Source organism: Pseudomonas sp. MF09150 (genome assembly GCF_059862355.1).
On the sequence record NZ_JCBCUS010000007.1, the window covers coordinates 381858 to 405016 of the forward strand.

At 55.8% G+C, this 23159-nt stretch carries 25 protein-coding genes and 4 tRNA genes; 16 read left to right on the forward strand and 13 right to left on the reverse strand.

Annotated elements, in window-relative coordinates:
- Positions 1 to 49 precede the first annotated feature (49 nt).
- From AC19YX_RS25445 to AC19YX_RS25460, 4 genes are all read left to right on the forward strand, one after another.
- Positions 50 to 373: a hypothetical protein gene (locus AC19YX_RS25445; protein WP_500607285.1), complete on the forward strand. Its 324-nt coding sequence runs from the start codon at positions 50 to 52 to the stop codon at positions 371 to 373.
- A gap of 51 nt (positions 374 to 424) precedes the next feature.
- Positions 425 to 817: a hypothetical protein gene (locus AC19YX_RS25450; protein ID WP_500607286.1), complete on the forward strand. Its 393-nt coding sequence runs from the start codon at positions 425 to 427 to the stop codon at positions 815 to 817.
- A 63-nt stretch (positions 818 to 880) separates the two neighbouring features.
- Complete coding sequence (locus AC19YX_RS25455) at positions 881 to 1615, forward strand: hypothetical protein (RefSeq protein ID WP_500607287.1); 735 nt, start codon at positions 881 to 883, stop codon at positions 1613 to 1615.
- Positions 1616 to 2040: 425 nt separating this feature from the next.
- Entirely contained in the window at positions 2041 to 3252 is a 1212-nt protein-coding gene (locus AC19YX_RS25460; RefSeq protein WP_500607288.1) for a site-specific integrase, read from the forward strand.
- Here the strand turns inward: AC19YX_RS25460 and AC19YX_RS25465 are convergent.
- Positions 3245 to 3781 carry a hypothetical protein gene (locus tag AC19YX_RS25465; RefSeq protein ID WP_030131798.1) on the reverse strand — a complete coding sequence of 179 codons (537 nt, stop codon included), beginning with the start codon at positions 3779 to 3781 and terminating at the stop codon, positions 3245 to 3247. The genes AC19YX_RS25460 and AC19YX_RS25465 overlap by 8 nt on opposite strands.
- A gap of 115 nt (positions 3782 to 3896) precedes the next feature.
- On the opposite strand from AC19YX_RS25465, the gene AC19YX_RS25470 reads away from it, so the two are divergent.
- From AC19YX_RS25470 to AC19YX_RS25495, 6 genes are all read left to right on the forward strand, one after another.
- Positions 3897 to 4097, forward strand: a complete 201-nt coding sequence (locus AC19YX_RS25470; RefSeq protein WP_030131797.1) for a helix-turn-helix domain-containing protein — start codon at positions 3897 to 3899, stop codon at positions 4095 to 4097.
- A gap of 424 nt (positions 4098 to 4521) precedes the next feature.
- Positions 4522 to 4800 carry a hypothetical protein gene (locus AC19YX_RS25475; RefSeq protein ID WP_030131796.1) on the forward strand — a complete coding sequence of 93 codons (279 nt, stop codon included), beginning with the start codon at positions 4522 to 4524 and terminating at the stop codon, positions 4798 to 4800.
- Positions 4797 to 5021, forward strand: a complete 225-nt coding sequence (locus AC19YX_RS25480; RefSeq protein ID WP_051414873.1) for a hypothetical protein — start codon at positions 4797 to 4799, stop codon at positions 5019 to 5021. The genes AC19YX_RS25475 and AC19YX_RS25480 overlap by 4 nt, the downstream gene beginning before the upstream one ends.
- Positions 5022 to 5120: 99 nt before the next feature.
- The gene (locus tag AC19YX_RS25485) at positions 5121 to 5735 is read left to right on the forward strand and encodes a hypothetical protein (protein WP_500607289.1); all 615 of its coding nucleotides are present in this window, start codon (positions 5121 to 5123) and stop codon (positions 5733 to 5735) included.
- Between the two features lie 223 nt (positions 5736 to 5958).
- Positions 5959 to 6972, forward strand: a complete 1014-nt coding sequence (locus AC19YX_RS25490; RefSeq protein WP_500607290.1) for a toprim domain-containing protein — start codon at positions 5959 to 5961, stop codon at positions 6970 to 6972.
- Positions 6969 to 8753, forward strand: coding sequence for a DUF927 domain-containing protein (locus tag AC19YX_RS25495; protein WP_030131792.1), 1785 nt, complete (start codon positions 6969 to 6971; stop codon positions 8751 to 8753). The genes AC19YX_RS25490 and AC19YX_RS25495 overlap by 4 nt, the downstream gene beginning before the upstream one ends.
- Positions 8754 to 9288: 535 nt before the next feature.
- Here AC19YX_RS25495 and AC19YX_RS25500 read toward each other — a convergent pair.
- Together AC19YX_RS25500 and AC19YX_RS25505 are read right to left on the reverse strand one after the other, a co-directional pair.
- A complete protein-coding gene (locus AC19YX_RS25500) occupies positions 9289 to 9504 on the reverse strand; it encodes a hypothetical protein (protein ID WP_081729398.1) in 216 nt (71 codons plus the stop codon).
- Entirely contained in the window at positions 9501 to 9779 is a 279-nt protein-coding gene (locus AC19YX_RS25505; protein ID WP_371916337.1) for an ogr/Delta-like zinc finger family protein, read from the reverse strand. Before AC19YX_RS25505 ends, AC19YX_RS25500 begins: the two co-directional genes overlap by 4 nt.
- 123 nt (positions 9780 to 9902) lie before the next feature.
- Between AC19YX_RS25505 and AC19YX_RS25510 the strand changes: the two genes are divergently transcribed.
- The 3 genes from AC19YX_RS25510 (at position 9903) to AC19YX_RS25520 (ending at position 11953) form a co-directional block, all read left to right on the forward strand.
- Positions 9903 to 10910: a phage major capsid protein, P2 family gene (locus AC19YX_RS25510; RefSeq protein ID WP_030131791.1), complete on the forward strand. Its 1008-nt coding sequence runs from the start codon at positions 9903 to 9905 to the stop codon at positions 10908 to 10910.
- Between the two features lie 55 nt (positions 10911 to 10965).
- Positions 10966 to 11691, forward strand: a complete 726-nt coding sequence (locus tag AC19YX_RS25515) for a hypothetical protein (RefSeq protein ID WP_500607291.1) — start codon at positions 10966 to 10968, stop codon at positions 11689 to 11691.
- 79 nt (positions 11692 to 11770) lie between these two features.
- The gene (locus tag AC19YX_RS25520) at positions 11771 to 11953 is read left to right on the forward strand and encodes a helix-turn-helix transcriptional regulator (protein ID WP_081729400.1); all 183 of its coding nucleotides are present in this window, start codon (positions 11771 to 11773) and stop codon (positions 11951 to 11953) included.
- 686 nt (positions 11954 to 12639) lie between these two features.
- On the opposite strand, the gene mobV is transcribed toward AC19YX_RS25520, so the two are convergent.
- Both mobV and AC19YX_RS25530 read right to left on the reverse strand, forming a co-directional pair.
- Complete coding sequence (gene mobV / locus AC19YX_RS25525; protein WP_500607292.1) at positions 12640 to 13653, reverse strand: MobV family relaxase; 1014 nt, start codon at positions 13651 to 13653, stop codon at positions 12640 to 12642.
- Positions 13654 to 14133: 480 nt separating this feature from the next.
- Positions 14134 to 14210, reverse strand: a tRNA-Arg gene (locus AC19YX_RS25530).
- Positions 14211 to 14504: 294 nt separating this feature from the next.
- Here AC19YX_RS25530 and AC19YX_RS25535 point away from each other — a divergent pair.
- Positions 14505 to 14744 (forward strand): hypothetical protein, encoded by a 240-nt coding sequence (locus AC19YX_RS25535; RefSeq protein ID WP_201132008.1) that lies wholly within the window; start codon positions 14505 to 14507, stop codon positions 14742 to 14744.
- 23 nt (positions 14745 to 14767) lie between these two features.
- Positions 14768 to 14947, forward strand: coding sequence for a PA3371 family protein (locus AC19YX_RS25540; protein ID WP_201132009.1), 180 nt, complete (start codon positions 14768 to 14770; stop codon positions 14945 to 14947).
- Here AC19YX_RS25540 and phnN read toward each other — a convergent pair.
- Positions 14922 to 15503, reverse strand: a complete 582-nt coding sequence (gene phnN / locus AC19YX_RS25545) for a phosphonate metabolism protein/1,5-bisphosphokinase (PRPP-forming) PhnN (protein ID WP_201132010.1) — start codon at positions 15501 to 15503, stop codon at positions 14922 to 14924. The genes AC19YX_RS25540 and phnN overlap by 26 nt on opposite strands.
- A gap of 381 nt (positions 15504 to 15884) precedes the next feature.
- Between phnN and AC19YX_RS25550 the strand changes: the two genes are divergently transcribed.
- A complete protein-coding gene (locus tag AC19YX_RS25550; protein ID WP_003178899.1) occupies positions 15885 to 16211 on the forward strand; it encodes an Arc family DNA-binding protein in 327 nt (108 codons plus the stop codon).
- A 154-nt stretch (positions 16212 to 16365) separates the two neighbouring features.
- Here the strand turns inward: AC19YX_RS25550 and mgtE are convergent, their stop codons facing one another.
- The 7 genes from mgtE to alaS form a co-directional block, all read right to left on the reverse strand.
- Entirely contained in the window at positions 16366 to 17808 is a 1443-nt protein-coding gene (mgtE, locus tag AC19YX_RS25555) for a magnesium transporter (RefSeq protein WP_078470848.1), read from the reverse strand.
- Positions 17809 to 18248: 440 nt separating this feature from the next.
- A tRNA-Arg gene (locus AC19YX_RS25560) sits at positions 18249 to 18325 on the reverse strand.
- A gap of 72 nt (positions 18326 to 18397) precedes the next feature.
- Positions 18398 to 18474, reverse strand: a tRNA-Arg gene (locus AC19YX_RS25565).
- A 108-nt stretch (positions 18475 to 18582) separates the two neighbouring features.
- Positions 18583 to 18673, reverse strand: a tRNA-Ser gene (locus tag AC19YX_RS25570).
- Between the two features lie 62 nt (positions 18674 to 18735).
- Complete coding sequence (csrA, locus tag AC19YX_RS25575) at positions 18736 to 18924, reverse strand: carbon storage regulator CsrA (protein ID WP_002554426.1); 189 nt, start codon at positions 18922 to 18924, stop codon at positions 18736 to 18738.
- A gap of 187 nt (positions 18925 to 19111) precedes the next feature.
- On the reverse strand, positions 19112 to 20353 hold the full coding sequence (locus AC19YX_RS25580) for an aspartate kinase (RefSeq protein ID WP_020295672.1): 1242 nt from the start codon (positions 20351 to 20353) through the stop codon (positions 19112 to 19114).
- Between the two features lie 97 nt (positions 20354 to 20450).
- Positions 20451 to 23069 (reverse strand): alanine--tRNA ligase, encoded by a 2619-nt coding sequence (alaS, locus tag AC19YX_RS25585; RefSeq protein WP_500607293.1) that lies wholly within the window; start codon positions 23067 to 23069, stop codon positions 20451 to 20453.
- Positions 23070 to 23159: the final 90 nt, after the last annotated feature.

Here is a 23159-nt window from a genome sequence, read left to right on the forward strand (position 1 = left end):
TCGGGCCAGGCTGCTGGTAAATAGTCGTCCCATTGCTCGGGAAGGACCCATGATGCGCGCCCTGATTTTTATCCTGTTGGCGCTGGCAGGCAGCAACGCCCTTGCCGGCTACGACCTGCACATTACCCGCAAGGCTTTCTGGGCCGATGAGACGGGCCCCGCCATCAGCGCTGCGGAGTGGACGGCCTACGTGGCTGCGGACGCTCAAGTGCAGCGAGATCCAGACAACAGCGAAAATGACTTTATCGTCCTGATCGGCGCAGAGCGCTTCCCCCTCTGGTTTGACCTGGAACGCGGGGAAGCCTACACAAAGAGCCCCTCAGACCAGGCCATCACCAAGCTGATCGACATCGCCCAGCGCCTCGACGCCTAAGTCCAGGGCGATGACGGCGAACCCTATCCACCCCACGATTAAGACGCCCCGATGTCAGCCGAGCAATCCATACCCCTTTCCGAATACCTGGTATTCCTGTCCTACCTGTCTGCCCCGGCGCTGCTGCTGGGGTGGGTATTGCAGACCTTTTTATTCGCCAACCGCCACGCGCTTGCCTGGAGGTCGGCCCACCGAGTACTTATCGGCTACGCACTGACCCTGATAATCAGCCTGCCCCTGACCCTGTTGCTGACATTGCTCGGCGGAGCCCTGGAGCCCGCCTGCTGCAAACGCCTGCTCAGCGCACTGCTGGCTCCAACCGGCTTCGGCCCACTGGTTTTGACTCCAGCCAGCTTGGTGGTGGTTGCGCTAGTAACCCCGCTCACCACTTGGTGTGCGTTATTAGGGCACAAAGCCGTCAACCGGCCCGCCACCGACTACTGAGCCTATCGATCTCCCGCTGATAGACATGAGCGGGCACACTCAAAGACATCGACAAATCTTTAAATGAACTTCGATCACATTCTATTTATTGCAAGCACCGACTGCTTTGGCGAGAAACTGTTCGCCGAACGATCCACCGCGGACTTGGTAGAGATAAAGAGAATCACCCGAGAACAAACCCTGACGCTAATGGGCGACAACTCGGACTACTACTATGACTCGGACTTTTCACAAGAAAGAATAAACAAGACAAAAAACGCCTTACTTCAACGACTGTCGGCACTCAATAATGGCCACTCCATACTCGGTAAATTCAGCGAACTCGACTCAATCAGCAACGAGCAGATTTCAACCAAACGCCTCCATCCGCTCAGGCTTATAAAGGACATCTGTTCACAACTGTACTGGCTGAACACCAACGACTTCCAGGTTGAAATCTGCGACGCACTGCTTGAAGCGGCCATCCAGGCCCAGAGCCTGGGCTTGCCTCTGGACGCGGAAACCTATCAAGACTGGGATGAAGTCGATGCTGCGTGGGAACAAGCCTCGTCCGATTGGGATTGCTACATAAAGAGCATCATGCGCGACGTGCCTGACGGGCTGTGTGCAGTATTTAATGACCTGTATAACTCCCCCTTGTCTTTGCGCCATCTCTATAGCTGGAAAAAAGGATTACCCAGAGTGCAGTTCTCGACGTTAATGCGGGCCATTGAAGAAGAAGCTTTTATGCAAATGAACGAGACCAACCCGGATTACGCATTGCTGGTGAGGGCCGCCATGCAGCAGTTTCATGAGTAACTCTTTTATATCGTCACAAGTACTTATAAAAGACAGTTCTTGTTGTTCACAACCAGTGCTGAGGGACTTAACCGCAGATCTTATGCCAAGACTTCCGATTGAAGGTTGGCACTTGCGGTCTCATGAGTCAGCGCAAACTGCTATAGCCCTTCATGAAAAAGCCCCGCCCGGGCAATGCCCGGTGGGGCTTTTTTAGCCCGCTGTCATCCTGTTGCCCTATGGCTGCACAGGAAAATGACTGGTGGGCTTTCAATATGGTGTCCCAGGCGGGGTTCGAACCTGCAACCTTCCCCTTAGGAGGGCTATACGACGCTCAGCAACCAATGGACTATCCCCGCCACCACTGGGCTTTTCAGTCCGGTTGTGTCCGACAAAACGGTTCCGTATAGTCATTCTTGCACCCATATTGCACCCATGAGGTTCAAGTGAAAGAAAAGCTGACCGCCAAACTGCTGGCATCCATGCAGGTAACAGGTCGTGAATACGAGATCCACGATACTACCGTCACGGGACTGTTTGTTCGCGTAACAGCCGCAGGCGCCAAGTCTTACGTGGTGACTTGGGCACGGGCACGTAAAAAGACCCTTGGGCGCGTGGGCATCCTGACGCTTGACCAGGCCCGGCAAGAGGCAACACAGTACCTTGCAGAGGCACGCAAGCTAGGAGAGCCCTTAGCCATAACTCAAGGTCGCAAGGGGGCCACCCTTCCCTCTTTGCGCGACTTTATCGACGACACTTACATGCCCTGGTTTAAGGCTCACCATAAGGGCCACGAAAAGACCCTGCACACCCTGGACAACAACTTTGACGCGATCATGCCTCAGCGCATCGACGCGATATCTGGCCGTGACCTGGAGCAAATCCGTACTGCTTGGATGCAGGCTGGCAATAAGCCGTCGACGGTTAACCGAAAAATGGGCTCAATCAGCGGCGTGTTCAGCCGTGCTGTTGAGTGGGAGTACCTCAGTACGCATCCACTGGCCAAGCTGAAACAGCTCAAGGTCGACTCATTGGGCCTAGTTCGCTACCTGGACACCGACGAGGCCAAACGCCTTCGCGACGCCATGGACACTCGTCAGGATGAAATGCGAGCTGAGCGTGAGAGTGCGAATCAGTGGCGTGCGGTTCGTGGCAGGCAACAGATGCAAAGTTTGCTGCAACTGCCTTTCACCGATCACCTGAAACCAATGGTGCTGGTATCACTGAACACTGGCATGAGGCGCGGTGAGCTATTCGATCTGAAATGGTCTGCCGTGAACTTCAACACAAACACAATCACTGCCGCTGGCGATACAACCAAAACGAGCGATACCCGGCACATCCCCATGAACAAGGAAACCGTGAGCGTTCTGGAGCAATGGAAAAAACAGGCTGGCAAATCTCGTTATGTATTCCCGAGCCAGGAAGGAGGCCGATTAGAGGACGTTAAAAGCGCCTGGCTCAGGCTGTTAGAACGGGCCAAAATCGAGGGGTTTCGCTGGCATGATATGCGCCATGACTTCGCATCACGCCTGGTGATGGCCGGCGTGCCGCTAAATACAGTACGTGATCTGCTAGGTCATTCGGATATAAAAATGACACTGCGTTACGCGCATCTCGCTCCAGGCACAAAAGCAGCAGCAGTTGAGCTCATTTAACGCTTTCACTTTGCAGCATTTTTTTGAAAGACTCATACGATGGGGACAGATTCGTATTTTTATCAAGGAATGATAAATATTCGTCAATCAGCATCCATTCCTCCTTAATCAAATCCAGATTAATTAGATACCTTTCAGGAACACCACCCCATGTTTGGGTGTAGCCGTTCAAATCGCCGAAAAGATCAACGTCACCTTTAAAATAATCTGACTGAATTAGGCTCGTTATCCGGCGCCAAATTTTTACACTTGAAAACTCAGGCCCAGCTGCCCATGTCCTAAGCCTGAAAAGCACTTCATCCTCTGTCCAAATAGCATCAAACACAGTCATAAAATTGAGCTTACTGCCATCCAACTGCCCCCCCCTAAACGGGTTAGGTGCGTCAATTTCATTAAGCCCCTCTTCTAGCAAAGCTTCCAGCAGCTTCACTATCGGCTGCCCCTCCAAAATCGACGCAAGATCAAGAGCAGCCTTGAGTCGAGGGGGGATCCTTGCCGAAATCACGACCTTTTTTGAACGGTTTGCCATTCTCACTCCAATGTGTAAGTAACAAAATCTGCTTGCATCAAATGTTACTTACAAATAATATGCTTACGTCCGGTTCAGTATCGTACAGTCCACCGGGGTACTCAAGGAGAAAGGTATGAGCAACGCAGAAATCACCCCATCGCTGTCTGTAAGCGTCGAAGAAGCCGCACGTCTGACCGGCTACTCCCGATCAGGCATCTACGAGGTTATGGCTTCAGGTGACCTCAAAGCATTCAAGCTCGGGCGGCGACGCTTGATCCTGATGAAGGAACTCAAGGCTTGGATTGAGCGGACAGCTAAGGGTGGATCCCGTTGAGCGCGAAAGCCGCAATGGGAGTCCGTCAGGAAAGGATTCGAGTCACATGGCCAGCAGAACAGAGGCCGAAAATAAAAAATGCCAGGTCAGTGTTACCAGCACCGACCCGACGTATCACACAGAACTCTTGGATGAAAACCATGCAATTGCCCAATGTTACTCTGCTACCAACAAGCCATGCCAGCTCTGGCGTTAACTTGCTGTTATTTACGCCACAGCCCTCGGCATTAGAACAGCCAGCCAGCATTCTAAAGTCATGCTTACTTCTCATGACGATCCTCATTCCGTCCGCAATTCGCCTGATGGCTCACCGCCGCATAGCCCTGAGGGCCCTCAGCGAAAATTCATCACTATCAGTTCGCCTCAAACGCTACAACGCGCACATGGACATTGTTCGCACCCTGGAAACTCAAGGTGGTGTCCAATGAACAAGTCAACAATCATCACCGCTATCGCCGTCGAAGCCATTGATGAGCTGGAAACCGCTTCCACTTACATGGACTGGTTCGATACGTTGGCCTGGGCAACCCGAAAGGCGACTGTCGAAGGTCACGACCATCACGGCGAACGTCTGGCAGAACTCACTCAGTATCTGGCCTATGGATACCGTTCAACGATCAATGAGAAAACCGAAGGCCTGAATCAGCGCTTCGCTGCGCACCAGAACAACGTGCGCGCCCCGAACGCCGGGGGTACGCAATGAACCGTCCCTACAGCATGACCGAAGACGAGTTTTACAATCTGCGCCGCGCCCAAGAATCCATCAACCTGCTGAGCATTTTGTTCGGTGAGGTGCGGGGTTCATCCACCTACACCCCTGAAATGATCGCCTCGTTCCTGGAGCGAGTAGGTGAGGATATTTGGCAGGTGATCAAGTCCGCCGCTGAAGCGCTGCCGCCGCCGCGATTGAAGCAGGCTGACTGATGACCGGAGACGCCGACCATCGCTGATGTGAGCTGTAGCGAAGGGGTAACAGGCGTATCAGCCCTGTGACCTTCCTCCCATTTTTAAGGGACGACTGAGATGAATATTTTTCTAAAGCGCAGTGATGCGCTGACGGGATCGGCCTGTCTGAAAAAAGCCGTTGTAGCCCCGCACCAGGACGAACAAAGCACTCAGGACGGGTATGTAAAACCTGTTCGCTCATACTGCCTAGGCGGTGACCTACAAAGCGTCCAGACAGGCGACTACGGCACTGCAATTGCCGGAGACAGCGGCAACGCCATGGCCGGGGAAAGTGGAACAGCCATAGTAGGGGACAGGGGCACCGCTTGCGCTGGAATTTTCGGAACAGCCAGTGCTGGAGATTGGGGCCGGGCCGATGCTGGAGATTGTGGCGTGGCCTACGTATTGAGCTGTGGCAGGGCATCCGCAGGAGTTCTGGGAACAGCTACTGCCGGAGACTATGGCACAGCCGTTGTCGGGGATAGCGGCACGGCCAGCGCCGGAGTCGGGGGCACTGTTTGCGCCGGTGAACAAGGAGAAATCCGTCTCAAGTACAGGCATAACCGGTCGAAGCGCTCTCGCACTGTGACCGGCTACATCGGTGAAAACGGCCTGGAGCCGAACACCCCTTACACGCTCAACGACAAGCACGTATTTGTGCGCGTTGACCTGGCGCAAGGGGGTTCGTTATGACCACCAAAAGACCCGCCAGGCGCCGCTCCCCTCCTGAGCCTGCGCGGGCGACGGCCAAGCGGCTGGGGGCTCGACATCAAATCAGCCTCGCCACCTGGTGGCTCTGGCCAAAAGCACCAACGCTCCCCGCCTCTGTTCGTCATGGGCATACGGTGCGCGGGGATGCTCACGCCGCAGATCTCTATTTGATCCGCCATGAAGCCAGGCGGGTAGGAAGGAAATCATGATGAAGCCAAGCCCCGTTGATCTGATTCGTCACACAGCTCAGCAAGCCCTGAGCGCAGCGGAAACTCTGCTGCCTGAATGGTTTCCGAGTGGATCGCGCAAAGGCCGCGAGTGGGTGGCTGCAAACATTGCCCGTGGGGATCGGCAGGCCGGTTCCTTCGGCGTTTCGCTCGACTCTGGCCGGTGGAATGATTTTGCCGACGACAGCGTGCACGGTGGTGACCTGGTGTCGCTACTGGCATATCTGCGCGGATGTGGGCAGATGGACGCAGCAAAGGAAATTGATGAGCGCCTGCGCCTGGGCCTGTTCAATCTCACGACTGCCGATGCTCAGCTGTTCCATGAACGCCGCCGACAGGTCGACCAGGAGCGCGAATCTTGGCGTCTGCGTGAGCAGCAGCGCCAGGAGGATAAAAAACGTGATGCTGCCCGTCATGCTTCGCAGCTCTGGAAAATGGCGAAGCCTGCCTATCCGCTGCACACCTACCTGCTGGCGAAACGCGTACATCCGTACCTGTTGCGCCAGTCGGGCCAGGGCCGTCTATTGGTTCCGCTCTGCGATGAAGGGCGCTTGGTCAATCTGCAAATAATCACCCCGGACGGCGGCAAACGCTTTTTGAAGGATGGCCGTGTCCAGGGCTGCTATTCGCCCCTGGGCAAGCTATCAGAAGGCTGCCGCCTGTATGTGTGCGAAGGCTGGGCGACTGGCGCAACTCTGCACCAAAACACCGGGAGCCCGGTGGTCTGCGCAATGAACGCGGGCAACCTCAAACCGGTGGCCCTGGCAATGCGCGAGCGCTACGGCGCAACGCTGGATCTGGTGATTGCCGGTGATGACGACCGAGACACCGGAGGCAACCCGGGAAAGCGTGCTGCCAATCAGGCAGCCCGCGCAGCCGATGCTCGTGTGGTTTTCCCCGAGTGGCCCGATGACGCCCCGGCCCACCTATCCGATTTCAACGACCTGCACCTCTGGCTTGCAGGTCAATCCAAAGAGAGCCGCAAGGTATGAGCACTTACGAACAGCCCCCGGCCTTGAGCCTGGTGGGCGAGCCCAAAGCGCCTACAAACGAAAAGCTGGAACGACCACGCTATGCCGTCTACGAGAACGCTCGCACAATCGAAGGCAGGACATACAAGCCTGGCACCTGGTACCACGGCTTGAAGCAAAGCGGCCCGGATGAAAAGGCTATCCCCGTAGATAACTGGATCTGCGCACCGTTAATCGTCGAAGCTGAAACGGTTAACTCGGAAGACGGCACCATTGGGCGGCTGCTGTCATTCAGCCACCGGGGAAAGCGGATCGAGTGGGTCATGCCCATGGAGTCGCTGGCCGGTAAGGGTGATGAAGTCATGAAGGTTTTGCTGGGCCGAGGCCTAGTCATCGAGCACCACCAGCGCCGCCAGATCGTGCCCTACTTGGCGAGCCATCAATCGCCCGAATTGGTGATCGCGACCACCACCAAACCAGGCTGGCATGAGTCAGGTGCATTCGTTCTGCCGTCTCGCGTCATTGGCGGAGATAACGTGCGTTTCCAGGACTCTGGCAGGGCCGCCAATATCTTCACCAGCAAGGGGTCTATCACTGGCTGGCAAACCGAGATTGCTACCCGCTGCCTGGGCAACCCTGTGTTGATCCTGTCGGTCTGTTGCGCCTTGGCAGGGCCTCTGCTCGCCAAGGTGGGGGTGAATGGGGGCGGCGTGCACCTGGTAGGTGATTCGTCGAGTGGCAAATCGCTAGCTCAGCTCTTGGCCGCGTCTGCGTGGGGTAATCCAGGGAGCTTCGCGGCGTCATGGGACGTATCGAAAGGCGGGGTCGAGATTGAGGCTGCCTCGCGCAACGACACCGTATTGATCCTGGACGAAATTAAACGGGCCGACCCCAAGCGAGTTCAGGAAATGGCGTATGCCATCGCCAACGGGATGGGCAAGGGCACCATGACCAGGGAGCGAGAGGGCCGCGCCAAGTTGACCTGGCGTGTACTGGCGCTTTCCAGCGGCGAGCGCTCATTGTCAGACCATGCAGCCATCGGTGGTAGTGGCGCCCACGCCGGGGCCGAACTGCGCATGGTGGACGTCAATGCCGGTACTCGTACACACCGCGCCTTCGATGATGTGCACGGAATGAGTGGGCAAGAGTTTCACCGAACGCTTAACGATGCTGTTTCTCAGAATTACGGCCATTTAGGCCCAGCATTTGTGGAGTCTCTGATTCAACAACCCGAGGATCTGCATAGCGCGTTCCGACAGATTCGGGAGGCCTTTGCCACCGAAGGTTCACAGGCTGGCCGTGTAGCTGATCGTTTCGCGATTATGGCTCTGGCCGGTGAGTCGGCTATCCGCCGTAATCTGCTGAACTGGCCCAAAGGTACCGCCGTCAATGCTTGCCGACTCCTGTTTAACGAATGGCTTTCAACAATGGGAGACGGTAGCGCCGAGGATCGGCAGATACTGCGTGGCGTCGCTAACTTTATTGACTTGCACGGCGACAGTCGTTTTTCCGAGTTCCGTCACTCTGGCACCACCACTGTGCATAACCGAGCCGGTTATTACGAAGTCGATGACGGTATGCGCCTGTACTTGTTCAATAAGCCAGGTCTGGCAGAGGCCGCTATCGGTTTCAGTCTAGATAGGATTATTCGTGCGCTCCAGAACGTGGACGCGCTCGCCAAAGTGGACAATGAGAAAGGCCAGAAGCGCGCCAACAAAAGCTACTTCATGCCAGGAGGAGGAAAGTCGCGTTTTTATGTGATTGATCCCGCAAAACTCGACCAGGAAGGCGCAGGCCGATGAGGCAAGTTTGCACGCTAGGCGGACGCTCTCAATTGTCGTAGTGAACCTATTCCCTTTGTCGTAGTGACCCGCATCCCTTGAAATCACGGAGCGAAGGCGCGCGCAGTTGTCAGGCTGCTTAGGGGCTGGCGACTGTCGGCAGCAGTGTATTTTCAAGGGAATTAAGGGAATGAGGGAAAGAGCCAGTAAATACGAGGCCTACAGCATTCCCTTAATAGAATAGAGAAAAGGGATAAGGGAATACATCTCTGTTTAATAAGGGCATTCCCCTCACGGAAATTCCCTTGAAAAAAAGGCAGGGAATGAACAAGTCCTCTGTAAGCCACGGTTTATAAGGGCTTCCCCTTAATCCCGTGTACCCCTTCTGTTTTCGAAATCAGACGCGGTAACAGGGGGGGGGCGTGATTTTTATTGACAACTCTAAATGCATTTGATCTAGATCACTGATATTGGAAGCCGTGACGAAGAACAATCAGGCACCCCACCGTCACTGCCCCCCCCTCTTGGCGAGCAGCTTTTGCTCTGCCTGAGCTAGTCACAGGATGTCAGGTGCGTATTTGTCGTTCGCTGGCTGCATATCCAAACCGCCCGCTCGATTGATTAGATCAAGCGTTGTCCAGGGGCCGCAGCGACCACGGAATATGTGCACCCCCTGCTCGATCAATGAACGCTCAACATCCGAGCGCCTTTGGTATCCCGTAATGCGCTGAAGATCCTGAAAGGTCAAAACCCCTGATATGGATCCTGTCATGTCAACATGTCCAACTGTTCGAGTAGTTGTTTTTGCTGCTCGCCAGTAAGTTTTAGTATTCGATCAAGTATCTTTTCATCTGCTGGCAGAATCTTGGATGGTTTAAGTGTGTGCGAAAAGCGAAGCTCCGAAATGAACCCATGCCCGCAAGTAGGCTCAAGGCATATGCAATAAAGCTTTGCATACTGCGCTGTTTCCTCTTCGACTCTAGTGATGAGCGCTTTATTGCCACAATCTCTACAGTAAATTCGCATTGAACAAGACCCTAAACACATAAAAAGATACTGCACTATGTTAATATTAACACGTAGGCAAGGCACATTACATGCAACTTCGCCACCACACCCAACAAGTCAAATAACCGATCCGCACTTCAACCCTGCGAACAGGAACCCCCTATGAGCAACAATAACGGCAACGCAAAGTTCTCAATCTTAAAGCAGGCATACGCCAAGGTTTACAAAGCGCCCGAAGGGGCTCGTTCTTTTGCTGTCGAACCCAGTGCAGCCCAATCACTCAATGAAAAGATTACGGCAAAATCCGACTTTCTAGAACGCATCAACATTGTTCCAGTTAGTGAGATCAAAGGCGAAAAAGTCATGTTCGGGGTAACCGGCCCTGTAACCAGCCGAACTGACATCAAAACTAAAGACCGCGAAGTTAAAGACTTTTCCAACTTGGAAAACAATACTTACGAACTGTCGCCTACCGAATCGGATGTTAGTCTGCCATTCGCTAAACTTGATGCCTGGGCCAAGTTTCCGGACTTCCACAAGCGCTATTCCGACGCGGTGCAAAAGCAAATCGCCTTAGATCGCATGATGGTTGGGTTTCGTGGCACTCATGCCGCCGCACAGACCGACATTGAAGCCTTCCCCATGCTCGAAGATGTCAACAAAGGCTGGCTGCAACAGGCCCGTGAGAAGGTGCCAGGCCAGGTGCTCAGTCAGGGTCTGGAGGCTGGCAAGATTCGCCTGGGTGAAGGCGGCGACTATGCCAACCTGGACGCCCTCGTATATGACGTAACGCGAGCGATTGACGAAAACTTACGCGAAGCCGGCGACCTGATCGCGATCATCGGATCTGACCTGCTGGCTCACGCCAAGGCCGTGTTATATGCCAAGCAGGCGGGCACACCCACCGAGAAAGAGCGTATAGAAAGTGCGCAGGTCGTGAGCACCTATGGCGGCGTACCGAGTTTCAGCGTGCCGTACTTCCCGGTGAACGCCGTACTGGTCACCAGCTGGGACAATCTGTCGATCTACTTCCAAGAATCCAGCTGGCGCGTAATCATGCTGGAAAATTCGAAGCGTAACCGCGTCGAAGATTACAACAGCCGGAACGAAGGCTATGTAGTTGAGCAGTTTGGGAAACTCGCCATGGCTGAGAACGTAGAACTGGTGTGATAAGCCTCGCACCAGGGCGCAAACAACATAATCTAACTGAGTAAGGATTAACGTAATGCAACTCGCCACCATTGACCGAGAAAAATTGAGCCCCGAACTACAGCAGAGCCTGGCTAACTTCGAGGTCAACAGAGACGCTTACATCGCTCTGCAAAATCGATACACCGAGGTAATGCAAGAAAACCAACGACTCACGCAGAAAGCCGCCGAACTTGAAGGTCAGGCCAACCGCACGGACGCCTCTTGGAATGCCCAGGGCAAGTCAGGCACCATCGAGCAGAGCAAAATCAATGACGAAATTGAACGCAGTGCTCAGCTCAGGAAGGACGCTCAGGAATTGCGGTTCACCGCCGAAGCGCGAGCCGGTATTCCAAACAGCTTAATTATTCAGGTAGCCGAGGCGCGCTTAAAGTTGGTGGGCGTTCCAGGTTCGATCAACAAACTATTTCAACAGGATCTGTTAGAGCAGGCGCTAAAGCAGGGTGGCACTCTCGAAATTCTGTTGGAGCTGTTCACATTATCCCACGCCGTAATGCTAAAAAGTCTTGCCGAGCATGATGTGGTGCTCTCTCGCTGTAACAGCCAGCACGAACGACAAATGAAAATTCAAGAACTCACCTGGATTGCTCTCGGGAAAAAACTTGAACAGTTATTTGATGGGGCCGAGAAAGAAACACAGGCTCCAACACTGGCAGCGATGCCGCCTGCTGTACCGAAAGAAGCAGCCGTAGATAACACTGCTGCCCTTCTGAAACTTAAGCGCACAATCGCCGCGTCCTGAGATTCAACGACCAGTCAGTTTAGGAGTCTCGCATAGGCTCAGATCGTAGGAGCCCAACGTGAGCAAGCTGGATCGTTTCATGCGGGAAAGGGACGTGCTCGATGTCACCTCCCTTTCTCGAACCACCCTCTGGCGAGTGATGAAAAGCGGACAGTTCCCCAGACCTGTCCGCATCTCACCAGGGCGTGTCGGATGGCGTGAGTCAGCAATCATTGCCTGGCAGGAAAATCCTGCTGAGTGGTGCCCAGTTAAGGCCGTGTAAACGGCCTAACTTCCCCTTCACTTTGCCGCCTCACCCGTAAGGCCTGCCAGTTCCGGCGACTCTCAAAAAAGCTGTTTTCAGACCCTCCCTCAAATGGGCGAAAGCTGTGTTTTCGATTGCACCACCGCAGGCGCTCGCACGAAGAGACATGCAATCGACAAAACCCCGCAAACTGGGCTGAAAGCCCTGTTCCATATAGCCTGCACGCTTTCAATTCGCTCCCATCGCATCACGAATGCAACCAAAAAAAACAAGCCGTTCACTTTGAGAAAACTCCGCCGCCCCCCTATTGCCATTGGGTTTGGTGACTTGAAACACCGTCAGGAATGGAGCATTGCCTGTGCAATGGTTTTGCATTTCTTTGCAAAACTTTGCACAAAATGAAAAGGGCGATTGCCTGGGAAGCCCCACGGCCCGCCTGGGCTGGAGGATGGTTTGCACTACATCTGTGTTTGCAAAAAAAACACACACGAAGCCCGTCGGCGGGAGGGGGATAAGTGCTTTTTCAGGAAGTTTTATTTTCGCTGCCGTTTTTTTCGCTATAGGTCTTATGTGACCAGATATACTCGCCTCACGCTGCCTGGCGTTGTTGAATTCTCTCGGGGCAACGTCAGCCAGCCTGCAAACGACCGACCCCGCCCAGTGCGGGGTTTGTCGTTTTCTGCGTTAGAGGTTAGGCAGTGCGCTCAGCCAAGCGTGAGTTCCTGATTGTGGCGAGCCTTTCGCGCCTGGGCTTTGTCATTGGCCTGACTCCCTTCAAGCATTTTTAGACGATGCTCCAGGGCGGACTTTTCAGCAGCGAGCACAACCGCTGCCAGCTCCGCCTCACTGACCTGGTTCACCAGGCCATCAATGGCCCTGGAGCGCCGATCCAGATCCACTTCTCTGTTGCGCAGCTGTTGCTCCCGCCGTTCTATTTCTTGCTGGCGATCTTCCACCTGGGCCGCTGCTTTTTTCACGACCCTCGCACGCGACAGCACTGCCTGTTTTGAACGCGCGTGACGAGCTGCGCCCTGGGCATTGGCGCTGGCCACAGCTTCGGCTCGCTGCCAGGCTTCAGTCTTCACCCCGATAGCCGCCGCCACATAGTCGCGAGGTTTCAGCACCGGCGCTTCGCCTGCTGCTGCCATGGTCGAGTAGAACGCCGACACCGCCTCATGTTTCGCCTTGGAACCCTCCACGCCGCGCTCCAGGCGACGCAGCGCCCCAACCTCGGCATGGAAACTGGTTTGCATCGCTCTGAGTTTCTCAGGCCCGCCGAGGAAGTCACGGCACGACAGCCGCATGTCTGCCGTCATCGGCACAACGTAAACGACCATATGCGGCGTTGATTCATCCAGGTGAACGGTCGCGCTGAGGACATTCTCTGCACCGTGGCGCGTCTTCAGCCACTTCAACGCATCGGCAAAATAACCGTCCCCCATATCATCCAAACGCCCGCCGTGACGCTTGAAAGCTTCAGGGGACGCGGTGACCAGGTACTCAATCACGAGCACCGCATCCTTGCGCCTTTTCGTCGGCAGAGTGCGCACCAGGGCAGCGAGTATCTGATCCGATCCTTTGGCCCCCACCGTTCGGTTTCGTCCGATGAGTGCGGGATCTGCATTCGGGGTGGGCTGCATCCTGAACGTGTGCTGTGCCGACCTCGACACCGCCCCCATGCTCTTGAGTTTCTTCGCCCTGATAATTGCGTAAGCCATAGCGCTTCTCCGTCGCCTTTAACTGCCTTATCAGTCAGTTAAGCGCTTGGAGCATCACCCATTGCAACCCCCAGTTTGAACAAACTGAAGGCGGCAATGTGTAACCCACTACACATCGCTTCGCGATGGTGGGCCTGCTTCGCAGGGAGAAAAGCTACAACGGCGAATACCGGAGTCGTTCCGGTTTGAGTGTAGGGAGAGAGAGCGCGTCACTACGTGAAATCTGAGCAATAGCCTCTACTCAGCCCCTGCATTTTTCACGACCAGGCGCCTCAGCATTAAGCAAAGCGACCCCGTAATTAGGACAGTCTTAGCTTCAAACTGAGCGACCTGGTGAGCATCTAGCAATCGACATAAAAAAACCCCAACAGCTGATCCTGTGTGGGGCTTTTTACAACCTCGAATATTCCTTATGCACCCGCTCTGCACCCATGAGGTAAAAGCGAAAAAGCATGGAGTCGCTGGAGGCCTTGAATTATATGGTGTCCCAGGGCAGGTTCGAACTGCCAGCCTTCCCCTTAGGAGGGGGATGCTCTATCCAATTGAGCTACTGAGACATATCGTCGACCGCCCGAAAGTGGGCGGTGCGGGGAACGGCGTGCATGTTAACGGCCAAGCCTGACTTTGTCATGCAATCCGTAGGGCTTTTTGCATGATCTAGGCCCTGGAGCCCAGGCCGCTGGCAGGCGTCGTGCAATTTGCATTACCGCAAAAGGCCATCATTGCAAAATGCAATTAACCGACCTTGCGAAAACATTATAAGTAATTGATTTTAAAGTATTTTTTAAGATAATGCGGTTGGCACGCGCACTGCTTTATAACCTCTATAAAGAACCGCGGAGACAACGCACATGAACAGCGCCCTTTTCCTTTTGAATGCGATCGCCATTGCCGTGTTGCTGGCGTTTCACTTTCAACCCGATAACAACGCTGAACCTGTCGCCTACTCCAGCGCTCACTACATCCAGCAGCAAACACCACAACTGGCCGTGATGAACAGCCAGGCGCAGACAGCTATTGCCACTCAGGTTGCAACCGAGCAAAAAGCCGCCGCGCCCGTTGGGCCACGTACCCAGAGCTGGGTATTTTAAGCCCGTTACTCCAGGAGCACTTTATGTCCACGTTTGCCAAGAGCCTTCTTATCCTGGCCATCCTCAGCGGCGCGCTAAGCCTATTACTGCCTGAGAGCAGCTTCAGCAGCCTGCCGCTGATTGCCTGTGGCACCTTCGGCGGTTTATTTGTGCTGGCCCTGGTTATAGGGCGCAGGATCAAGTTTGATCCTGTACTGCGCTGATCCCCTGCTGCTGCAGCAACCGCAACAAATGCATGACGGTCACGGACAATTCGCCCGAGTTGTCCAGATGCACGATGTTCTGATCGTCGCCCCAGCCCTCATCGGCAAACACAGCGTTGCGCTGCATCCGGCGCTCGATCTCCTCCCCGCTCTCACGCCCGCGGCGAATCAAGCGGCGGCGCAGCACTTCGTTGGTGACCGTCAATAAAATCGGAATCAGCTCTGGGTACCGCTCACGCGCCTGCTGCAGATGCCCCCTGGAACCATTGACCAATACATGTCGACCAGCGGCCAGCCACGCGTCGATCTGCACAGGAATACCATAGCCAAGGCCATTGGCCCGCCAGCACAAGGCAAACTCCCCGCGCTGCACCGCCTTTTCAAACTCCTGCGCAGAAACCTCAAGGGCTTGCTCTCCCACCGACTCAGCCGAACGGGTAATGACACGCTGCGCGACCTCACAGCCGATTTCATGCAACGCCTCGCGGGCTGCAGCGATCAGGCTGTCCTTGCCTGCGCCCGACGGCCCCAACAGGTAAATCAGTTTGCCCGGCATTCAATATCACTCTGCCATATATCGCTAGTAAATCGGCCATTTGCCACTATCCTGTACAAGGTAGGGGCAGCAGCAACCGATACCCCTAGCATGCACGTTTAAGAAGGCTTAAACAGCTTCTGACGAGCGGCAGGATAGATGGAGTGACCGGGCCAGAGCGATCTTTTCAAACCAGTCCGCATTTCTGATAATTGGTGCTGGCATAACGCCTTTATCCGGTTCAATATTTGTCACAGAATTGGCGCCAATGATCTGGCAATTTTGAGGCATGATTCGGGCCTCTTAAACAATTCAGGTTGAACATTTGGCTTTAAGGCTTGTCCTAAAGACATCCTGCGGCCAATTCCGAGAACCGCTCCCCTGAACTAACCGGTTAAATATATGCGCCCATTGAAACAGGCAATTTATTCCAGCCGTACGGCTGACAAGTTCGTCGTACGTCTACCCGACGGGATGCGTGAACGCATTGCCGAGGTGGCTCGCAATCATCACCGCAGCATGAACTCCGAAATCATCGCGCGCCTGGAACAGAGTCTTATTCAGGAAGGCGCTTTGGGTGAAGAGTTGAGCATGCGTCTGGACAGCCCCGAGCTGTCTTTACATGAACGCGAACTGCTTCAACGTTTCCGTCAACTCTCCCACCGCCAGCAGAACGCTCTTGTTTCGCTGATTGCCCACGACGCCGAAATGGCTGCAGACGCTTCCTGATTCATCCCGTAAGCACTAGGCCAGCCTCGCGCTGGCTTTTTTTTGCACAAAATTTGGCTGCCGACGCAACGAAGCGCTCGGCCGGAGAGATAGAAGAAAAAGGGAGGCGCAACGAAAACGCACCGCCCGGCCAGAACCGGGAGGTGCGCAGGACTCAGAGCAGGAAGATGGTTGCCAGCCCGAGGAAAATAAAGAAACCACCACTGTCGGTCATTGCGGTGATCATGACGCTCGCACCCATCGCCGGATCGCGACCCAGGCGCGCCAGAGTCATGGGGATCAGTACCCCCATCAGCGCAGCGAGCAACAGGTTAAGGGTCATCGCGGCAGTCATCACCACCCCCAGCGACCAACTGCCGTAAAGCAGGTATGCCACAACCCCGATAACGCCACCCCAGACCAGACCGTTGATCAGGCCGACGGCCAGTTCCTTGCGCATCAAACGTGCGGTATTACCGGTACTGACCTGGTCGAGCGCCATGGCGCGCACGATCATGGTGATAGTCTGGTTGCCCGAGTTACCACCGATACCGGCCACGATCGGCATCAGAGCCGCTAGCGCCACCAGCTTTTCGATCGACCCCTCAAACAGCCCGATCACCCGCGATGCGACAAAGGCTGTGATCAGGTTGACCGCCAGCCACGCCCAACGGTTGCGCAGGGATTTCCACACCGAGGCGAAGATATCTTCCTCTTCCCGCAGACCGGCCATGTTCAGGACTTCGGTCTCGCTCTCCTCACGAATCAAGTCGACCATTTCATCGATGGTCAAACGGCCGATCAGCTTGCCGTTCTTGTCGACCACCGGGGCCGAAATCAAGTCGTAACGCTCAAAGGCCTGGGCCGCGTCGTAGGCGTCCTCATCCGGGTGAAAGCTCACCGGATCGCTGGCCATCACTTCAGCAACCTGTTTGTCCGGATCATTGACCAGCAGCCGCTTGATCGGCAGCACGCCCTTGAGCACCCCGCCGTTATCGACCACGAACAATTTATCGGTGTGCCCCGGCAACTCCTTGAGACGACGCAGATAACGCAAGACCACTTCCAGGCTGACGTCTTCGCGGATCGTCACCATCTCGAAGTCCATCAGCGCGCCGACCTGCTCCTCGTCATAGGACAGCGCGGAGCGAACGCGCTCACGCTGCTGGCCATCAAGGGCTTCCATCAGCTCATGGACGACGTCTCGCGGCAGCTCGGGGGCCAGGTCAGCAAGTTCGTCGGCGTCCATCTCCTTGGCAGCAGCCAGGAGCTCATGATCGTCCATGTCGGCGATCAGGGTTTCACGTACGGAGTCGGATACTTCGAGAAGAATGTCGCCGTCGCGCTCGGCCTTGACCAGTTGCCAGACGGTCAGACGCTCTTCCAGCGGCAAGGCTTCAAGGATGTAGGCAACGTCGGCGGAGTGCAGATCATCGAGCTTGCGTTGCAACTCGACGAGGTTCTGCCGGTGAACCAGGTTTTCAACCCGATCCTGGTGATGACCTTCCTGGCGATGAGTCAGGTCTTCGACGACTCGCTGGCGGTGCAACAGCTCAACAACTTGAGCGAGGCGGTCCTGCAAGCTGTCTTGTGTTTTCTTTACTTCAACTTCGGTCATAGGCGAACTCCACTCCCAGCAGCGGGGCACGCCGGAAGGATCAATCAGTCAATTCATGATTGGAAAAGCGAGGTACTGAGTTACTACTGGGTAAGTCCATGGAGGTATTCCACAAGCCCCGGCGGGGCTGACGGGCGCAATCATACACCGCCTGGCGGCTTTAAACGTTAAAAATCATGGTCAGAACAAGCGCTTGCGAGACAAAGCTAAGCGCTGCCCGAATCTATGAAGCTGCGACGACTGCCCGGAAAAAGAAAACACACCACCGGCGAAAAAAGTCGCCGACAGCAGCAAACAAGGGGCAGAAATACAGGCCACACGCCAACTCAGACGCCAGAACACCCGCAGCGTTCAAGTCAGGCCCGAAGAAGAGAAGGAAAGAAAAAAGATAAATCGCAGAAAGCAAAAAGCCCGCATCAAGATGCGGGCTTTTTGGTGTTTGGTGCACTCGACAGGATTCGAACCTGTGACCGCTCGGTTCGTAGCCGAGTACTCTATCCAGCTGAGCTACGAGTGCAGATTGTGTTTTTAGACCAGATCACAACTGGTTGGAGCAAAGTTACTTGCATCACTGCAAACAACTCTTAAATGGTGCACTCGACAGGATTCGAACCTGTGACCGCTCGGTTCGTAGCCGAGTACTCTATCCAGCTGAGCTACGAGTGCATTTGTTGCCGCGCATTATAGGCCGTTCAATCTCTATGTAAAGCGATTTTTTCTAGTAATTTCAACAACTTACCGAAAAATCCAGATTGCAACGTACTAAGCAAATAATGGCGGAGAACGGGGGATTCGAACCCCCGACACCCTTTTGAGGTGTACTCCCTTAGCAGGGGAGCGCCTTCGGCCACTCGGCCAGCTCTCCGCAACACGGGGCGTATATTAACCAGCTTTATCCCCGTTTGCAAACATAAAAAACGATAAAAATTAATGGCTTGGTTCTTCGTCCTTCTCTTTCTTGATCCGCAGGTAAATTTCCTCACGATGCACAGCCACCTCTTTCGGGGCGTTGACACCAATACGCACTTGATTTCCTTTGACGCCGAGCACGGTCACAGTGATTTCGCCATCACCAATAATCAGGCTTTCTGCGCACCGACGAGTCAGAATCAGCATACCTTTCTCCTCACGCATTTCATTTCAGGGACAACAGTCTGCAAAAAAAAGGGTGTTGGCCTACAACCAGGACGGCTGCATTCCTACACGCCTAAGTATTGACCAGCGCCAGCAAAAGAACAGTTTTCACTCACGCCGGCCAAAAAAGACAAGGGGCGCGGCAAGGCCGCGCCCCTTGGGCAACGCATCACTCGCCCTGGCGGGCCGGTGCGTCCAGTTCGAAAGCCGTGTGCAGAGCGCGCACAGCCAGTTCCAGGTACTTCTCTTCGATCACTACGGACACCTTGATTTCCGAAGTCGAGATCATCTGGATGTTGATGCTTTCTTTAGCCAGCGATTCGAACATCCGGCTCGCCACACCTGCGTGAGAGCGCATGCCGACGCCGACGATCGACACCTTGGCAATCTTGGTGTCGCCGACCACTTCGCGGGCACCGATCTCGCGAGCGGTGTTTTCCAGCACGGTCTGCGCCGCCAGGTAGTCGTTGCGGTGCACGGTGAAGGTGAAGTCGGTGGTGTTATCGTGCGCGACGTTCTGCACGATCATGTCGACTTCAATGTTCGCGCCGCTGATCGGACCGAGAATCTTGAAGGCCACGCCGGGGGTGTCTGGCACGCCACGGATGGTCAGCTTGGCTTCATCGCGATTGAAAGCGATGCCGGAAATGATCGGCTGTTCCATGGATTCCTCTTCATCAATAGTAATGAGGGTGCCCGGACCCTCCTTGAAGCTGTGCAGTACGCGCAGCGGAACGTTGTACTTGCCGGCGAATTCAACCGCACGGATCTGCAACACCTTGGAACCGAGGCTGGCCATTTCCAGCATCTCTTCAAAGGTAATCTTGTCCAGTCGCTGCGCCACCGGCACTACCCGTGGATCGGTGGTGTAGACGCCATCGACATCGGTGTAGATCTGGCATTCATCGGCCTTCAAGGCCGCTGCCAGTGCCACGCCGGTAGTGTCGGAACCGCCACGTCCCAGGGTGGTGATGTTGCCGTGCTCGTCAACGCCCTGGAAGCCTGCCACCACAACCACACGGCCGGCCTTCAGGTCGCCGCGAATCTTCTGGTCGTCAATCTGCAGGATGCGCGCTTTATTGTGCGCGCTGTCGGTCAGGATCCGTACCTGGTTACCGGTGTACGAGACCGCCGGCACGCCGCGCTTGATCAGCGCCATGGCCAGCAAGGCGATTGTCACCTGCTCACCCGTGGAAACGATCACATCCAGCTCACGTGGAACCGGCTGGCCATCGCCACTGATTTGCTTGGCCAGATCGATCAGGCGGTTGGTTTCGCCGCTCATCGCAGACAGCACAACTACCAGGTCATCGCCGGCTTCGCGGAATTTCTTAACCTTGTCGGCGACCTGCTCGATTCTTTCGACAGAGCCGACCGAGGTGCCTCCAAATTTCTGTACGATCAAAGCCATTTCTAAGCCGCCTCAGCCCGTAAAGGGGCGCCTATTAATCAATCAAACTGCAAAGCGCAAAAGGCCCGCCACTAGACGGCGGGCCCGGCTCAGAGCCTTAAATACCCTGTTCGACAAAGGGTACGGTCAGGGCCAGCGCGCCATCCAGCGCTGCGGCGTCAACGCCACCGCCTTGCGCCATGTCCGGACGACCACCGCCCTTCCCGCCCACTGCCGCAGCGGCCTGTTTCATTAAATCACCGGCTTTGAGTTGGCCAGTCAGGTCCTTGGTTACGCCCGCAACCAGAACGACCTTTTCCTCATGGACACTGCCGAGCAGGATCACTGCGCGACCGAGTTTGTTTTTCAATTGATCGACCAGCGCCAACAGCGCCTTGCCGTCCTGGCCGTCCAGGCGCGCCGCCAGTACTTTCACACCCTTGACGTCCACTGCGCTGGCCGACAGATCGTCGCCAGCGGCGCTGGCAGCCTTGGCTTGCAGCTGCTCGAGTTGTTTCTCCAGCAGGCGATTGCGCTCCAGCACGGCCGACAGCTTGTCGATCAGATTGTCGCGGCTGCCCTTGACCAGGTTGGCCGCTTCCTTGAGTTGTTCTTCCGCAGCGTTCAGGTACGCCAGCGCCGCAGCGCCGGTGACCGCTTCGATACGGCGCACGCCAGAGGCCACGCCACCTTCGCTGATGATCTTGAGCAGGCCGATGTCGCCGGTACGATTGGCGTGAATACCGCCGCACAATTCGACGGAGAAATCGCCGCCCATGCTCAGCACGCGCACGTTGTCGCCATACTTCTCGCCAAACAGGGCCATGGCGCCTTTTTTCTTGGCGGTTTCGATGTCGGTTTCTTCGATTTCCACCGCGGAGTTCTTGCGAATCTCGGTGTTGACGATGTCCTCCAGTGCCTTGAGCTGCTCGGGTTTGATCGCCTCGAAGTGGCTGAAGTCGAAACGCAGACGCTGGCTATCGACCAACGAGCCTTTCTGTTGCACGTGCTCGCCCAGCACCTGGCGCAGCGCAGCATGCAGCAAGTGTGTCGCGGAGTGATTCAGGGCCGTGGCGTGACGCACCTGGGCATCGACCTGGGCTTGCACCGGAGCACCGACCGTCAGGCTGCCCGACGCCAGCACGCCGTGATGCAGGAAGGCACCGCCGGTCTTGGTGGTATCGCGCACGTCGAAACGCGCCGCACCAGCCTGCAGGTAACCGCAGTCGCCGACCTGGCCGCCCGACTCGGCGTAGAACGGGGTCTGGTCCAGGACCACCACCGCCTCTTCTCCTTCGCTCAGGACGTCGACCGATTGGCCGTCTTTATAGAGAGCAACCACCTTGGCCGCGCCGCTGGTGGCGGTGTAGCCGGTGAACGCAGTGGCCACGTCAACCTTGACCAGGGTGTTGTAGTCCAGGCCGAACGAGCTGGCCGAACGCGCACGTACGCGCTGGGCTTCCATCTCGCGCTCAAAGCCCTCTTCGTCAACCGTCAGGCTGCGCTCACGGGCGATGTCGGCGGTCAGGTCCATCGGGAAACCGTAGGTGTCATACAGCTTGAACACCACGTCGCCCGGCACCACGGTGCCTTTGAGTTCCAGCAGATCCTGCTCGAGAATCTTCAGGCCGTGCTCCAGGGTCTTGGAGAACTGCTCTTCCTCGGCCTTGAGTACGCGCTCGATGTTGCTCTGCTGCTTCTTCAATTCAGGGAAGGCTTCGCCCATCTCGGCAACCAGTGCCGCGACAATCTTGTAGAAGAAGCTGCCGGTTGCACCCAGCTTGTTGCCGTGACGGCAGGCGCGACGAATGATCCGGCGCAGCACGTAGCCGCGACCTTCGTTGGACGGCAGCACGCCGTCGGCAATCAGGAAGCCGCACGAACGGATGTGGTCGGACACGACTTTCAGCGACGACTGATCGCCATTTTCGCAGCCGATGGCCTCGGCCGATGCGCTCAGCAGGTTCTTGAACAGGTCGATGTCATAGTTGGAATTGACGTGCTGCATCACCGCACTGATCCGCTCCAGGCCCATGCCGGTGTCGACCGAAGGGGCTGGCAACGGATGCAACACGCCATCGGCGGTGCGGTTGAACTGCATGAACACGTTGTTCCAGATCTCGATGTAACGGTCGCCGTCTTCTTCCGGCGAGCCGGGTGGGCCGCCCCAGATGTGGTCGCCGTGATCGTAGAAAATCTCGGTGCATGGGCCACACGGGCCGGTATCGCCCATGGTCCAGAAGTTATCGGACGCGTAAGGCGCGCCTTTGTTGTCGCCGATGCGAATCATGCGCTCGGCTGGCACACCGATTTGCTGGGTCCAGATGTCATACGCTTCGTCGTCCGAGGCGTAGACCGTGACCCAGAGTTTTTCCTTCGGCAGCTTCAGGACACCGGTCAGAAAGGTCCAGGCATAAGTAATCGCGTCGTGCTTGAAATAGTCACCGAAGCTGAAGTTACCCAGCATTTCGAAGAAAGTGTGGTGACGAGCGGTATAACCGACGTTTTCCAGGTCGCTGTTCTTGCCACCGGCACGCACGCACTTCTGGCTGCTGGTGGCGCGAGTGTAGGCTCGTTTTTCCTGGCCCAGAAAGCAGTCCTTGAACTGGTTCATCCCCGCGTTGGTGAACAGCAGGGTTGGGTCGTTGCCCGGAATCAAAGAGCTGGAGGCTACACGGGTGTGGCCTTGCTCTTCGAAGAAGCGAAGGAAGGCTTCACGGATTTCTGCGCTTTTCATTAGGTTCTTCCACGGAGGCTGCGGCCAAAGGCCTGTGCGAAACGTCAACAGACGAAGCGACGGCAAAGGGCCGCATTATATCGGCGTTAA

Excerpts from the sequence above, each read along its gene's own strand:
- AC19YX_RS25445 (WP_500607285.1), top strand. The coding sequence starts at position 50 with ATGATGCGCGCCCTGATTTTTATCCTGTTGGCGCTGGCAGGCAGCAAC.
- AC19YX_RS25450 (WP_500607286.1), top strand. The coding sequence starts at position 425 with ATGTCAGCCGAGCAATCCATACCCCTTTCCGAATACCTGGTATTCCTG.
- AC19YX_RS25455 (WP_500607287.1), top strand. The coding sequence starts at position 881 with ATGAACTTCGATCACATTCTATTTATTGCAAGCACCGACTGCTTTGGC.
- AC19YX_RS25465 (WP_030131798.1), bottom strand. The coding sequence starts at position 3,781 with ATGGCAAACCGTTCAAAAAAGGTCGTGATTTCGGCAAGGATCCCCCCT.
- AC19YX_RS25470 (WP_030131797.1), top strand. The coding sequence starts at position 3,897 with ATGAGCAACGCAGAAATCACCCCATCGCTGTCTGTAAGCGTCGAAGAA.
- AC19YX_RS25475 (WP_030131796.1), top strand. The coding sequence starts at position 4,522 with ATGAACAAGTCAACAATCATCACCGCTATCGCCGTCGAAGCCATTGAT.
- AC19YX_RS25480 (WP_051414873.1), top strand. The coding sequence starts at position 4,797 with ATGAACCGTCCCTACAGCATGACCGAAGACGAGTTTTACAATCTGCGC.
- AC19YX_RS25485 (WP_500607289.1), top strand. The coding sequence starts at position 5,121 with ATGAATATTTTTCTAAAGCGCAGTGATGCGCTGACGGGATCGGCCTGT.
- AC19YX_RS25490 (WP_500607290.1), top strand. The coding sequence starts at position 5,959 with ATGATGAAGCCAAGCCCCGTTGATCTGATTCGTCACACAGCTCAGCAA.
- AC19YX_RS25495 (WP_030131792.1), top strand. The coding sequence starts at position 6,969 with ATGAGCACTTACGAACAGCCCCCGGCCTTGAGCCTGGTGGGCGAGCCC.
- AC19YX_RS25500 (WP_081729398.1), bottom strand. The coding sequence starts at position 9,504 with ATGACAGGATCCATATCAGGGGTTTTGACCTTTCAGGATCTTCAGCGC.
- AC19YX_RS25505 (WP_371916337.1), bottom strand. The coding sequence starts at position 9,779 with ATGTGTTTAGGGTCTTGTTCAATGCGAATTTACTGTAGAGATTGTGGC.
- AC19YX_RS25510 (WP_030131791.1), top strand. The coding sequence starts at position 9,903 with ATGAGCAACAATAACGGCAACGCAAAGTTCTCAATCTTAAAGCAGGCA.
- AC19YX_RS25515 (WP_500607291.1), top strand. The coding sequence starts at position 10,966 with ATGCAACTCGCCACCATTGACCGAGAAAAATTGAGCCCCGAACTACAG.
- AC19YX_RS25520 (WP_081729400.1), top strand. The coding sequence starts at position 11,771 with ATGCGGGAAAGGGACGTGCTCGATGTCACCTCCCTTTCTCGAACCACC.
- mobV (WP_500607292.1), bottom strand. The coding sequence starts at position 13,653 with ATGGCTTACGCAATTATCAGGGCGAAGAAACTCAAGAGCATGGGGGCG.
- AC19YX_RS25535 (WP_201132008.1), top strand. The coding sequence starts at position 14,505 with ATGAACAGCGCCCTTTTCCTTTTGAATGCGATCGCCATTGCCGTGTTG.
- AC19YX_RS25540 (WP_201132009.1), top strand. The coding sequence starts at position 14,768 with ATGTCCACGTTTGCCAAGAGCCTTCTTATCCTGGCCATCCTCAGCGGC.
- phnN (WP_201132010.1), bottom strand. The coding sequence starts at position 15,503 with ATGCCGGGCAAACTGATTTACCTGTTGGGGCCGTCGGGCGCAGGCAAG.
- AC19YX_RS25550 (WP_003178899.1), top strand. The coding sequence starts at position 15,885 with ATGCGCCCATTGAAACAGGCAATTTATTCCAGCCGTACGGCTGACAAG.
- mgtE (WP_078470848.1), bottom strand. The coding sequence starts at position 17,808 with ATGACCGAAGTTGAAGTAAAGAAAACACAAGACAGCTTGCAGGACCGC.
- csrA (WP_002554426.1), bottom strand. The coding sequence starts at position 18,924 with ATGCTGATTCTGACTCGTCGGTGCGCAGAAAGCCTGATTATTGGTGAT.
- AC19YX_RS25580 (WP_020295672.1), bottom strand. The coding sequence starts at position 20,353 with ATGGCTTTGATCGTACAGAAATTTGGAGGCACCTCGGTCGGCTCTGTC.
- alaS (WP_500607293.1), bottom strand. The coding sequence starts at position 23,069 with ATGAAAAGCGCAGAAATCCGTGAAGCCTTCCTTCGCTTCTTCGAAGAG.